This is a genomic window from Candidatus Zixiibacteriota bacterium (assembly GCA_040752815.1).
Lineage (GTDB): Bacteria > Zixibacteria > MSB-5A5 > GN15 > FEB-12 > JAGGTI01.
In genome coordinates this window covers 1-13,533 of the sequence record JBFMGC010000015.1, presented here as the reverse complement: position 1 = coordinate 13,533, position 13,533 = coordinate 1, and the positions used below count along the sequence as shown (strand labels likewise).

The window sequence follows — 13,533 nt, the reverse complement described above, 5'->3', positions numbered from 1 at the left end:
CCCCTCAGTGAACGAACGATTCTACGAAATCATGAAGATCGACAATTATCTCTGACGCCTTCTGATACCGCTCGGCCGGCTCTTTCTTCAGCGCCTTGGCGATAATATGGTCGAACAGCAGCGGGATCTGCGGTTTGACGCTCGATGGCTTCTCCGGCTCGTGGTTGAGGATGGCGTACATCAGCGAGGTCAGGTTTTCGCCCTTGAACGGCCGTTTGCCCAGGAGCATCTCGTACATCATCACGCCGAGCGAAAATAGATCTGCGCGGCGGTCAATTTCCCGGCCACGGAGCTGTTCAGGCGAAATGTAATTGGGCGTACCCATGGCGATACCGGTTTTGGTCATCGAGTTCGAATCAACACGCGCGATTCCAAAATCCATGACCTTCACTCGGTAGTCGCCCAGGACCATGATATTGGCTGGCTTGATGTCGCGATGGACGATTCCCTGATCGTGGGCGTACTGGAGCGCCGAGCAGATCTGCGTGATCATCTGGGCGATAATCCGGTAATTGAAGCGGGTCTTCTTCTTGATCATCGTCTCGAGGGTCTGACCTTCGAGGTACTCCATGGCGATATACTGCAGGCTGCCCTCGGAGCCGACATCATAGATCGTCACGATATTGGGATGTGAGAGTTTCCCGGCCGCCTGGGCCTCGCGGTGCAGCCTCTCTTTCAGTTCGGCGAGCTCCTCGGGATCGCTGACAAAGTCTAAACGAATTGTCTTGAGCGCGACGGGTCGATTGATCGCCGGGTCGACTCCCCGATATACCGTGCCCATGGCCCCCTTGCCGAGTATTCCGTGAATCTGGTACCGGCCGAGACTCTTGAGGTCGGTCGCGGTCAGCATGGCGCCCGAACTGTCGCCGGAATCGGACTGCCTGTCCGGATCGTATTCCGTATCCTTTTCGCGTGCGCGTTTGAGCGCGGCCGCATCGCTGTCGGAAAGTTGCGCGGTTTGTTCAGGCGCGGGCGAATCGGAGCGCTCGATCCGGCGCGACACCGGGCGATCCGAGGATTCTTCGAGGCTGACGGTCTGATGATCAATCGCCGCTGCCGATGCCGTTCGGCCGCTGTCGGTAGTCAAAGCGGTGGTCGCGACATTCTCGGGGTCATGAGCGGTCGCCCGGATCTCGCGAACAGGTGTCTCCTGCTGAGTCTTCCGGGAAACTTTGGTCGTTTCTGCCCTGGCCGACGGTTTCTTTTCCTCGCTTCGCCCGGCGGAAAGCAGCGCCGTATCGAGGAACGGCGACGCGATCATGAACAGCACCAGTTCGATCGCCACAAACGCGATGGGAAGCATCATTCCGTACGACGAAAACATGAGGTACGAAACATTGGCCAGGACAAACAGGGCGCCGACGAGAATGATCATCCGGTACATCAGGGTGACGCGGGGCAGAACCAGGGCGCACACCACGCCCAGCCCCACCAGAATCATCAGGAAGATGTTGACGAGATCGGTCCGCGGCGCGAGGATGCTGCCATTGATGATGTTTTCGATTACCGCAGCATTTATAAGCACATCGGCGACACGTTCCTGCACGGGAGTATTGAAGTATTCCGTCTCACTGCCGCTCAGTTGTCCGATCACCACCGCCTTGTTTTTCAGAACGTCACGCTTGAAGTCATCAGAGAGAATCTGCGCGGCGGTGTATCGGGCGAAAGGGACGTTCTCGGAAAAGCGTACGTAGAATTCGCCCCGCTCATTGATCGGTATAGAACGACCCGGCCCGAGCTGGATCCGCTCGTCCTCCACCACTTTGATCTCGCCCGGCGCCACCCCAAGATAGGTGGCTGCTGCGAGCAGGCTGTTGGACGGATAGTAATACCCGTCGTAGTTCATGATGAGCGGCTGGTGTCTCACCAGGCGGTCATCATCCGGGCGGAAGTAATCGAATCCCAGAAGCGGGTGATGCTGCAGCAGTTTCTGGGCCGGCAGGAAGACCTTCCGCACCGGCAGGCTGGATTGCTCGTCCATCACGCCCAACGGGTTGTCTATTGCCACCGAATTGTTGAAAAGAAAATCCGGGCTGCTGGTCTTGTTGCTTCGGAACGAGGCCTCGGCGATATCGTAGGGCAGAACCGCTTGTTTTATCCAGGCGAGCTGTCCGGCAAGGACATCGGTGCGCCCGGCCGCTTCCTGGGCGGCGTCTTCGTACAGATCAAGATTGATCAGGATCGCTTTGGGTTCTCCGGCGGCTACCGCGGCGGTCAGATCGGCGATCAGGTCATGATCCCAGGGCCAGTGGCCGTAGGTATCGAGCGACGATTGGTCGATATCGACCAGCGTCACGTTGGGACGGGGCCCGCCGGGCGCCGTTATTCGGCACAGGAAATCGTCCAGCGACCGCTGGAGACTTTGCACCGGGCCGAAGTCGCTGACCGCCAGGACTACCATCAAAAGGGCGATCACCAGGTACAGAATGTAAGGCGAGTATTTGTTCATATCAACATCACTCTATCTACCCACTTGGAGACGATCGATGAGCATCTGGGGCATGTCGGCCCGGCACATCTTGGCCTGAGCCGCCTGGATATCGTATTCGACACGGCGGAAATAGACCGTGTCCTCGCTGGAATCATAGATGACATAGCAGGCGCGGGGGTCATTGTCACGGGGCTGGCCGACCGAACCGATGTTGACCAAGTACCGCGAGTTTTCATCGGGGTCAAAATCATGCGCCGTGATGGTCCGCACTTTTCCGACCGGAGGCCGGCAGTAGATCACCGGCAGATGGGTATGGCCGTGGAATATCAGCCGGTGTTCGGAATGTGCGAACGCCTCGACAGCGTCCTGCGGTGACAAAATATAGTGCCACTCGTCCGGATCGAACGGCGACGCGTGCACGAGCAGGCAGTTTTCTCTTTCGGCGGTCATCTCAAACCCGGAAATCAGAGAGATTTCGCGGTCGGTCAACTGGGCCATTGTCCATATCATGGACTGCCGGGCCGTGGGATTCATGGCCCCGGTGGGAAGCACGCCGATTGCGGCATACTCGTGGTTTCCCATCAGCTTGATATCGCAACTGTCTCCTACCAGGTGCAGACAGGCGACCGGGTCGCAGCCGTAGCCGACAACATCGCCAAGGCAGTGAACCTGATCGGCCTTCTGGCCCGCGACATCACGGAGCACCGCCTCAAGCGCCTCCAGGTTGCCATGGATATCCGATATCAGGGCCAGGCGCATCAGTCCTTACCCTCGACAAACTTGAATATGGATTTGCCCACCTGGATCAGGTCACCGTTTTTCAGCACGGCCCGGTCGGTCGGCTCACCGTTGACGCTCACTTTACCCGACTTGCCGAGATTGGCCAGATAAAAGCCGTCGGCCTCTTTGACAATCTTGGCTTGGATTCCGGCTAGGGTGAAGCCTTTCGCCCGCACATGGACGAACTTGGCTTTGCCGATCGTGGTGACCTCACGGTCGAGTTTGTACTCGGCGAAATCGGCGTTTTCCTCGCCGATCAGAACGGAGCCGCCGAACTTGGCCACAATCTGCCGTTCCACTCGATCCTGTTCGATCAGGTCTTTCTGTTTCTTGGTGTTGAGCACCATGGTTCCGTCCATCGCGGTCATCTTGTCGTCGGACGCCTTGGATTCGGTGTGATAGACCAGGGTGTATTTGCCGATCGTGATCGTGTCCTCGTCCCGGAGGACTTCCTCGCTGATCTTGCGGTTGTTCACGAATGTGCCGTTGAGCGATTCGTTGTCCATGATAACGGCAGCGTTGTTGTTGAACTCGATCGTGGCATGTTTGCGGGAGACGCCCCGGTTTTCAAGGACGATGTCGTTATCATTGGTGCGTCCGATCGAAATCCGCTTCTTTTCGGTAACCACCCGTTCAATCACCTTGTCGTCGAACTTTACTATGATTTCGGCCATACCCGAGCCCTTTCGGTTATTTACAGAATGCTGCTCTTAAGCCTTCAGCCGGCAGACAATTTAAGGACCAGCCTTATCTTGTATAACGGTGGTAAGGCTCTGATCTGACTATGATTGTCGGCAACCGCGCTTTTTTTCTGAACCGTGGCCGGGCCCGCCACAGTTTCCGGTTGCCGCCTGGCCGCACGGCCAATATATTGGCGGCCAAAATGTTGCCCATTTCGAGGTGAGTCGATGAACATACTTGTAGTAGCCCTCCACAAGAACTCCCAACTGATGCCGGTTTCGTTCGAGCTTTTGAATGCCGCCCAACAACTGGGCGGTGACATCGCGACCGCGATCCTAGCCGCCGATGCCCCGGCTCTGGCCGCCCACTTGGCCGCCAAAGGTGGTGGCAAGGTGTTGGCGGTTTCCAATCCGGCGCTGCAGCACTTTAACGATGAGGTTTATGCGAAAGCGCTGACCGAGCTTGTCGGCCGCCATACGCCCCACTTAGTGCTCGGGCCGGCCAACTCCTACGGCAAGGCCTTGTTTGCCAGACTGGCCGCCATGGTCGGCGGCACGATGATCTCTGATATCACTGGAATAACTGTCGAAGGTGGTCGGGTGACTGTCTCTCGCCCCTGCTATGGGGGCTCGGTAATCGCGACGCACTCGGCCAAAGAGGGCGCCAAGCCGTTTTTCGTCACTGTTAGACCCAAGATTTTTGCTGAGTCCTCAAACGGGGCGGGCAACGTCGTGGCTGAGAACGTGGCCGCTGCCTGTTTCGATTCCGGGACTACGGTCAAGGAAGTGAAATCCGAATCCAGCGGGACACGAAATCTGGCCGAGGCCGATCGGATTGTTTCCGCCGGTCGCGGAGTTCGGGGCCCCGAGAATATCCCGATGGTAAGAGAGCTCGCCGACGCTCTCGGGGCTGCTTTCGGCGCGTCGCGCGCGGTGGTCGACGCCGGCTGGACCGAGTATCCGACCCAGGTGGGGCAGACTGGTCGTACGGTCAACCCGAAGTTGTATGTGGCAGTCGGCATTTCCGGCGCGATTCAGCACCTGGTGGGCATGCGCTCGTCACAGCAGATAGTCGCCATCAATAAGGACAAGGACGCGCCGATTTTCAACGTGGCCAACTACGGCATCGTGGGGGACCTGTTCGAGATTGTTCCGGCGCTGACGAAGAAGTTTCGAGCGGAGCTGGGGTAGTCGCCGCGGCGAGGATGATCGTGGTGGACGGCGACGTCTACCGCGGACCGTCGATGGTACAAGGCTGGGAGGGTAGGTCTGCTTCGTCTGACCGCTGAGGCCGAAGCCCGCCATTGATTTCGGTTAGGTGGCCCACTTGATTGCGGATGGGGTTGAGAGAAGAGCGATGCAGAAACTCACAGGGTCACCCTGCGACAAGCTCAGGGTGACCTCAGTGTCCGTACACTTTGGTATCGTAAAATCTGATCTCCTGGGCCAGGTTTGTAGCCAACCCACCCTGCGTTTTCCGATCTAATTAGGGCTCCACAGTCACCTGGATGCTGTCTGAAAGCGTGTCGCAGACGTTATACCGTGTAAGCTTGAACCAATAAGTGCCTGCGGCCTCGTAGGCATGGAACCCTGTTTCGGAGGTCGACGGCGTGCTGCCATCGCCATAGTTCCAGATGCGGTGTACGACCGCCGCGGCCGGAGAGGTATCGGTAGCGGTAATAGGTATGTTCACGGTAACCACGGTGTCGTCAAGCACAAAATCGATCGTGGGATCAAGCTGATCGGAGTACTCGATTAGGTCTGCCCGCAGGGAGCTGTCGACTCCGCACGGACCGGTTACATCGAGTCTGACCGTGTACACCCCGGGGTCGAGGTACGCATGCGCCGGGTGCTGGTCGGTCGATGTATACCCATCGCCGAAATCCCACAGCCACGATGTCGCCCCGGTGGAATTGTCGGTAAACCGGGTCACAAACTGGCGCCCGGCGAGCTGGCAGGCCTGCGACGGCGCCGCGGTAAATACTGCGTCGGTGGCCGCGACTACCGTCACCGTATCGACAAAAGATGTCACGCCGCCCTCATCCGTGGTCAGGGTGAGCGTGACCGGGAAGGTGCCCGCGGCTGGATACGTGTACTCAACCGTGTCTGTGGCGACTGTGTACTCTTGCGTGATGCCGTTGCCGAAATTCCAGTGCCATTTGACCACCACAGCCGTATCCTCAACACCACCCATGGTATCAATCGCCGGCGGCGTGGCGTCCACGAAATATAGCGGCGAACCAAGACAGGTCTCATCGGGATCCACCGTGAAATACGGCTCGGCGCATATCATGATACGCACGGTGTCGACCATGACTTTCTGCCCGCAGGCGCCCGTGACCCGCAGCTTGAATTCGTAGGTGCCGGGCTCGGCATAGGTGTGGGTCTGGATGACGGAAGTGTCGGATGTTGAATCATTGTCGCCAAAATTCCACAACCAGGTGGACACCCCGTACGGATTGAACGCTTGGAAGGTGAATTCCTCGCCCGGGCAGCCGACCGTGTCCGACAGCTTGACACTATCCACGTTGTGGCCCACAATCACAGCCCGCTTCTTGGTCTCGGCGTCGCTGCCGTCGGCGCTATCGAAGACCGACAAAGTCACGTTAAAGACACCGCTAGTCTGGTACGTATGGGAAACGTCGCCGATATCGCCGCTGGACGCCCTCAGCGTATCCAGTGTTCCATCGCCGAAATTCCAGATCCAGGTTCGCACCGGACCGGTGGAGGCATCATCGAAATTTACCATCAGGGGAACACATCCGGAATCCGGGTTGGGAGTGAATTCTGCAGTCGGATGTCCGGCGATTGTGACCTCGATCGTTTCCGTGACCAGTTCATCGCAGCCAGGTGAAAACACTACGATGGCGGCGGCAAGCAGGAGGATAAGCAGGTATATTCTGGGCATTTCGGCCTTTTCGGGTATCTGAAACGCTGTCGCAGAAGGGTATATACCCGACGCGGACACCGGTGTCAAATTATAAACGGCGATTGTCCCCGTGGTTCCCCGTACAGCCCGTTGCGAGGGTAGAACTTTGCGACGGTCGAAACGATATAAGGTCATGCGGGAAGTAGAAGTTGCCTCGCTCGGGGCATTTCGTTATGTTCGGTTCCTGAAGTTTGAAGCGGGATTGGGTTCTGGGTGTTTCCGGTGTCCGGTCTCGACGTAACGGCCGCGCCGCCCGGTCATCGATGTGGTGGGCATTGCGGCCGACACATACCGAGGTTCCAGGTGAAACTGATCTACAATTTATTCGTGATACTTGTGGTGTCCGCCGTGCCGCTTCTCGCTGAAGTTGCCGAGACCTTTGATGTCGAGGCCGGTCGTCTCGCCGGCGTGGCATCCAAAGTGGCTGTCGACGTTATCGCGCATGGCACCGACTCCCTTGGCGTATGGCTGGCGACCGGCAGAGGGGTCAATTACAGTTTCGATAACGGCGCCCATTGGTCCGTCAATAACTCGGCCAGCGGACTTCCCTCGGACAACCTCTCAGCCATCTTTTCCATCGGACGGCGCGTCTGGATAGCCAGCAATCACAACGACTACATTCAGGGGCAGCTAATGACCCTGTCCGACGGCCTCAGTTATTCCGACGATGACGGTCTGACCTGGACGACACTCGATTTCGGGCCGAACGGCCTCAATATCCCGTACGTGATCGGCGGAGACCGCACCATTTTCGACATCACCGGCCACTATGATCCCGGCTTTTTGAACAACCGCGTCGATGACACGACCGACTGGCTGTTTGCCGCCGCGTTCGCAGGCGGCCTTCTGGCCTCGCAGGACGGCGGAATTCACTGGCGACGGATTTTCGCGTCCCGGGTCGATTCCATCCAGTACTATCTTCCCAACGAGCCGCCGTCGCTGCGCAACCGGTACTTCTCGTGCGTGGCGGATACCTCGCATGGTGACTCGATATTTCTGTGGGCCGGCACAGCGTCAGGAGTATTCCAATATGTTTTTGCGCCTCCGCGGAACAAGCTGTATTCACACTGGATTCATGATATCGCCTTATGTGATACGTGCTCTACGGGTGGTGGATCGCGCTTGTATATCGCCGGGGAAACCGGTGTAAGCCTCGGTTCTGCTGCCGGCGGGCCGATCGTGTCGCGATTCGCCGTGGACGGACTTCCGGTCTCAGGTCCGCGGGCGGCCTCGATACTCAGTGTCGGGGATCGTCTGTTTGTCGGTACGGTGAATCCTAACACCGGCGGGTCCACAGGCCTGTATGTATCCGATGACCGAGGCGAGAGCTTCGCTCAGAGGATCGGTCCCTGGGCGACCGGGGTTGGGCGAGTAGTATCCGACTTTGCCCAGATGAACGGACGGATTTACGCCGCCGTGCAGGTGGCGGGACTGTTTGTGTCGGCCGATACGGGGCAATTCTGGTCAGGGGTTGCGCTCGATCTGTATTTCTCCGAGCCTGCCCTGCGCACTGCCAACGCCCTAACCGTCTTCGAAGATACGCTCCTTGTTGGCACGGACTCGGGTCTGATCACCTTGGCCCTGGACGGCGATGGAAACATTTTGTCGGCGACTCATGATGATTTTCCGGACACCGACTCCACGTCGACCCGGATTGTCCGTGTGAAAGTGCAGCGGTTCGAGAATGCCACTGTGCCGGGGACCTATGACTCAACCATAGTGTGGACTGTCAACCGCCCCCGCACAGTAAGCGGCCGTCCAATGGTGGGTCGACGAAACGCCTCCGGCGGGTGGACTTACCTGCGGCGTGGCATAGACGTTTACGATGTCAGCTTCTTTAGCGATACTGTGTTTGCGGTGGGCGCGACCGCTATCTGGTTCAGCCCGCGCGGCCAGGAGATGACCAATTTCTTCTCCGCCCGGCAGTATGTGAACGATGATCCCGACAGCACCGTTATCGACAATCTCGATCAGGATTCTGTCACGGTCATGGAGGTGCGCCAGGACACGGTGATATTCGGTACCTCCGATGGTATCGCCATCTCGCACAACCGGGGCCGGACTTTCAAGATCTATCGCGCCAACACCGATACGCTTTCCGCCGATTTCGTGGTCAATCACTCATATCTCAATTCGTTCGGTGGGCTGGCCGGTGATTTTATTCCCGCTCTGGCGGTTCAATATCGTGAGGCGGATTCGGTGGCGCGTATCTGGGCCGGAGCCAGACCGGCCGGTTTCGGCGGGCAGGGGATATCGGTCGGCGATTACTACCCGGGCGGGGTGCTGCGTTGGGAGACGGTTTACGATGCCGACTTCGCCTGGAATTTCGAGTTCGTCGGCGACACGATTCTATCGGCATCAAATCGCGGCCTCTTGCTCAACGAGGGACCTTTGGATAGCCTCAACACCGTGTGGGGGACCGTGGATTTCACCGATGTTTCTTCCGGTCAGGTTCTTGTGGCGCCGGGCACGCCAGTTTATAGCGTCGGACTGGTTGATTCGACTCTCTGGGTTGGAACCGATGACGGAATAGTCAGGCTCAACCGAAGCGACCTCGGCAAGCAAGAGCTCTTCCAGCGCGTCGATTCTGCCGCCGCCGCGGGCGAAGTCTACGCCTTCCCGGTGCCGTTCCGGCCGGGGCAGGGGCAGGTGGTCGATTTTCACTTCACGGTTGAAACGGCCGGGAATGTCACCCTGGAAGTCTATGACTTTGCCATGAACCTGGTGGCCACGCCGATCGATAATGTCGCCTATGCGGCCGGGATCTACCCTGCTCAGGGAGCGCAGGGGGTCACCTGGGACGGCCGCAACGACAAAGGCGACCTGGTTGCGGTCGGCATTTACTACTTCAAGGTCGAAATAGACTCCGGCGAGCCGCGCTGGGGAAAACTGGCCGTCATACCGTAAAGGAACCGCAAATGTTACGAGCTCTCGGTTGTTTTGTCCTGGCATTGTCTCTCGCGAGTGGAGTTGTGGCCGGCGACGGTGACGGCGGCTACGCCGCCCCGTGGCTCCAGGTGCCGGCGGGCGCAAGGCCCACCGCGATGGGCGGCGCGTACCTGGCGGTGTCCGATGACGGCGCCGCGCCCCTGTTCAACCCGGCCGGCCTGGCCCGGCGGAAGCGGCCCATGCTCGCGTCATCGTATCGGGCGATGAAACTCGATCGCAAGCTCGGTTATGTTACGGCAGTGTTTCCGGTCCGCGGTCAGTCTACTCTGGGTGTTCACTGGCTGTATGCGGGGTCAGGCTCGGTGGAAGCGCGCGATTCGGATGGTTACCTGACCGGGCACGACCTTTCCATGAATGCGCACCATGTCGACGTCGTGTTTGCCAAGCTGTTGACGCCGTATCTCGCGGCAGGAGCTAACTTGAACTATATTCTCGTGGATATGCCTGATATCGACGCCAACTCGGTCGGGTTCGATTTTGGAGCAATGCTCTACATCGAGCACTTTTTTGATCGGGAGAAGCGCGACGCTCTCCCTATTCGTGATCTGCAGGTGGGGATCACCGCCAAGAACATCTCCAAGCAGTTCCGTTTTGTCAGCGATGAATATAATCTGAAATATACTACCAGCGATGTCGGCACGCAGCAGGAAGACAAAGTGCCTGTCGAAGTGGGCATCGGCGTTTCGGGTCGGCTGCTCGACCGCCACCTGCTGGTGGCGTCAGATTTTCGCAAGAACGAAAAACAGAACGCCGAATTCCACGCCGGGGCAGAGTACTTCGTTACCCCCGAGTTCATGCTGCGGGGGGGATACTCGGACAAGCGGCTGACCGCCGGCACCGGTTATCTGTTTCATTTGGGCAAGAAAGCGCTCTCGGTCGATTACGCCTTCTCGACAGACAAAGTAGATGAAGGCTCCGAGCACATCTTCTCGTTCGATCTGCTGTTCTAAGAGGAAATAATGACTGTTTGTCGAATCGTAACTGCCTATATGTGTTTGGTGACTGCGCTTTCATCCGGTTCTTTTGCACAGGACGGTCTGGCCCTGATGAAAGTGGAAAGCGGCGCGCGCCAGGCCGGTATGGGCGGAGCCGCCGTCTCTGTCCCCGGCGAACCAAATGCCACTTTCTACAATCCGGCCGCTGCGGTGGGAACGGAGAAGTTCACGTTCTCGTTCGGGCACAATACCTACTGGGAAAACATCCGCCTCGAAACCGGCTACTTCATGGCCAACTTGACCAAACGCACTGCCGTGCACGGAGGCATCCGGTATGCGGCGGTGGACGATATCGAGAGCCGCCTGATTCCGTCGAGCGAACCCGACGCCATCTTCTCGGCCTACGATATCTCATTCAAGGGCGGCCTGAGCTACGAAATCGATGATCGTCTCGCACTCGGTGCAGCGCTGGGCTGGTTTATCGAGAAGATCGATATCTACCGCGGCTCGGCGTTCAATATTGATCTCGGTGGTCTCTACCGGGCGAGCGATCAGTTGTACGTCGGCGCATCGGTGACCAACCTCGGTTCCGCCCTTGCGCTGACCGCCTCGGGACAGCATGGCACCGATGATATCACGCTGCCGACAACCTACCGTGTCGGCGGCTCATACCGGTTCGACCGGTACCTGGGGGCCCTGGACGTAGTTTATGCCGATGACGAGACGCACCTGGTTCTCGGCGCTCGGGCCGAGCTGCACGAGATGTTCGCTGTGCGCGCCGGATACATGGTCAACTATGACACGAAGGATTTCACCGCCGGGGCATCCTTCAGGCGGCGAAACGTCACCGTGGATTACGCGTTCGTACCGCACTCCGGCGAGCTCGGCACCTCGCACATGATCAATCTGACATTTACCCTCTAATAGACAGGAGTTTTCCTTCAATGGCGAAGCATAAGATTGCCTGGCTACCGGGCGACGGAGTCGGCAACGATGTGATGGAAGCGGCTCGAATCGTTCTCGACAAGGTCAGGCTCGATGCGGAGTACACCCACGGCGACATCGGCTGGGAGTTCTGGAAAAGCGAGGCCAACCCGCTGCCGGATCGCACGATTGAATTGCTCAAGAACAGCGACTGCGCCTTGTTCGGCGCGATTACGTCGCTGCCCAAAGAAGAGGCGGAACGCGAGCTGGCGCCCCAGTTTCGCGGCAAGGGTCTGGTCTACAATTCGCCGATCGTGCGCATGCGTCAGGAATTCAACCTTCGCACCAATCTTCGCCCCTGCAAAGCCTACCCGGGCAATCCGCTGAACTTCAAAGAGGGAATCGATCTCGTGGTTTTCCGCGAAAACACCGAGGACTTATATGTCGGGATCGAGTTCCACCCCGTGCCGGACGAACTGCGCGCAACCATCAAGAAACATCATAAGAAGATGGCGCGATTTGACGATGTCGACGGCAAGGACATGGCGATTTCCTTGCGCATCAACACGCGCCAGGCCTGCCGCAATATCGTGACCGATGCCTTCGAGTACGCGAAGAAACATGGGTACAAGAGCGTCACGATCGTGGAGAAGCCAAATGTCATCCGAGAAACGTCGGGCCTGATGGTGCGCACCGCCCGCGAAGTGGCGAAGAACTATCCCGGTATTCAGTTCTGGGAGACGAATATCGATGCCATGTGCATGTGGCTGATCAAGAATCCACTTGATTACAGCGTCATTGTTACGTCGAATATGTTCGGCGATATCGTGTCGGATTTGTGTGCGCAGTTGGTCGGCGGGCTGGGCTTCGCGGCGTCGGGCAATATCGGCGACAAGCTGGCCGTGTTCGAACCGACCCACGGCTCTGCGCCCAAGTACGCCGGACAGTACAAGGTCAATCCGATGGCGATGCTGCTGTCTGTCAAGCTGATGCTCGACTGGCTGAACGAGGGAGCGAAGGCAAAAGCGCTGGAGGATGCCATTGCAGCCGTGGTGAATGAGGGCAAGGTCCGCACTTATGACATGGGCGGCAAGAACACGACTCTCGAAGTCGCCGAGGCGGTGGCAGCGAGACTATAGCATTGTAGGTCGGGACCCCTGTGGTTTCGACCATGAAACGTACATCCGTGGACGGCAGATCTCCCGGTCTGCCCCTTCCAGGTCCATCTTCGATACACGGGTAGACGAGGACCCGCCGTCGGCGGGCCGCGCACGGAATGTCGCACCACGGGCGCGTGTACCGGTGCGGAGTAATGGCGGGTTCGAAGCGGACCCGCCCTACCTTGACTCGATCTTCCGACTCAGATGTTTAATGATCAGCTTCCGCGCCTCCTGTAACGCGAGGCCGCGATGCGAGATCAGGTTCTTCTCTTCAAGCGTCATCTCGGAGAAGCGTTTTCCCTTCGGCGGATAGAAGAAGACCGGGTCGTATCCGAACCCCTTGTCGCCGACAATGTCCTCGGCGATATACCCCTCAGCCACGCCCTCGGCTGTTTCGATATGGTCCTTGTCCCAGGCTATCGCAATGACGCACCGGAACCGGGCGGAGCGCTTGTCTTGCGGAACGCCTTTCAATTCGCGCAGGAGCTTCTCGTTGTTGTCGCGGTAGGTGACGTTATCGCCTGCGTATCGCGATGAAAATACTCCCGGCGCGCCGCCGAGGGCATCGACCTCCAGCCCGGAATCGTCGGCCAGCGCCGGCAGATCGCAAAACTCCGAGATCGCCTTTGCTTTGAGCATCGAGTTCGCTTCGAGTGTCGCGCCGGTTTCTTCGGGATCGGGGAATTCGAGAAAGTCGTCGGCGGTGAGGATAGTGACCGGGAGATCGTCGAGTAGATGCCTTATC

10 protein-coding genes are annotated in these 13,533 nt (G+C 58.4%); 5 read left to right on the top strand and 5 right to left on the bottom strand.

Annotated elements, in window-relative coordinates; translation table 11 throughout:
• Positions 1-4: 4 nt before the first annotated feature.
• Genes AB1772_05720 through AB1772_05710 form a run of 3 tightly spaced genes read right to left on the bottom strand, consistent with a single transcriptional unit; the run spans position 5 to position 3,885 of the window.
• Positions 5-2,449, bottom strand: a complete 2,445-nt coding sequence (locus AB1772_05720; GenBank protein MEW5795840.1) for a serine/threonine-protein kinase — start codon at positions 2,447-2,449, stop codon at positions 5-7.
• Between the two features lie 12 nt (positions 2,450-2,461).
• Entirely contained in the window at positions 2,462-3,190 is a 729-nt protein-coding gene (locus tag AB1772_05715; GenBank protein MEW5795839.1) for a metallophosphoesterase family protein, read from the bottom strand.
• Positions 3,190-3,885: an FHA domain-containing protein gene (locus tag AB1772_05710; GenBank protein ID MEW5795838.1), complete on the bottom strand. Its 696-nt coding sequence runs from the start codon at positions 3,883-3,885 to the stop codon at positions 3,190-3,192. Before AB1772_05710 ends, AB1772_05715 begins: the two co-directional genes overlap by 1 nt.
• 234 nt (positions 3,886-4,119) lie before the next feature.
• Between AB1772_05710 and AB1772_05705 the strand changes: the two genes are divergently transcribed.
• Complete coding sequence (locus AB1772_05705; protein ID MEW5795837.1) at positions 4,120-5,082, top strand: electron transfer flavoprotein subunit alpha/FixB family protein; 963 nt, start codon at positions 4,120-4,122, stop codon at positions 5,080-5,082.
• A gap of 295 nt (positions 5,083-5,377) precedes the next feature.
• Here AB1772_05705 and AB1772_05700 read toward each other — a convergent pair whose 3' ends face one another.
• On the bottom strand, positions 5,378-6,799 hold the full coding sequence (locus tag AB1772_05700; protein MEW5795836.1) for a PKD domain-containing protein: 1,422 nt from the start codon (positions 6,797-6,799) through the stop codon (positions 5,378-5,380).
• Between the two features lie 324 nt (positions 6,800-7,123).
• Between AB1772_05700 and AB1772_05695 the strand changes: the two genes are divergently transcribed.
• Genes AB1772_05695 through AB1772_05680 form a run of 4 tightly spaced genes read left to right on the top strand, consistent with a single transcriptional unit; the run spans position 7,124 to position 12,767 of the window.
• Complete coding sequence (locus tag AB1772_05695; GenBank protein ID MEW5795835.1) at positions 7,124-9,727, top strand: hypothetical protein; 2,604 nt, start codon at positions 7,124-7,126, stop codon at positions 9,725-9,727.
• Positions 9,728-9,738: 11 nt separating this feature from the next.
• The gene (locus AB1772_05690) at positions 9,739-10,719 is read left to right on the top strand and encodes a PorV/PorQ family protein (GenBank protein ID MEW5795834.1); all 981 of its coding nucleotides are present in this window, start codon (positions 9,739-9,741) and stop codon (positions 10,717-10,719) included.
• A 9-nt stretch (positions 10,720-10,728) separates the two neighbouring features.
• Positions 10,729-11,628, top strand: a complete 900-nt coding sequence (locus tag AB1772_05685; GenBank protein ID MEW5795833.1) for a PorV/PorQ family protein — start codon at positions 10,729-10,731, stop codon at positions 11,626-11,628.
• Positions 11,629-11,648: 20 nt separating this feature from the next.
• A complete protein-coding gene (locus tag AB1772_05680; protein ID MEW5795832.1) occupies positions 11,649-12,767 on the top strand; it encodes an isocitrate/isopropylmalate dehydrogenase family protein in 1,119 nt (372 codons plus the stop codon).
• Between the two features lie 198 nt (positions 12,768-12,965).
• Here AB1772_05680 and rdgB read toward each other — a convergent pair.
• On the bottom strand, positions 12,966-13,533 hold a 568-nt coding region (gene rdgB, locus AB1772_05675; GenBank protein ID MEW5795831.1), incomplete at its 5' end, for an RdgB/HAM1 family non-canonical purine NTP pyrophosphatase.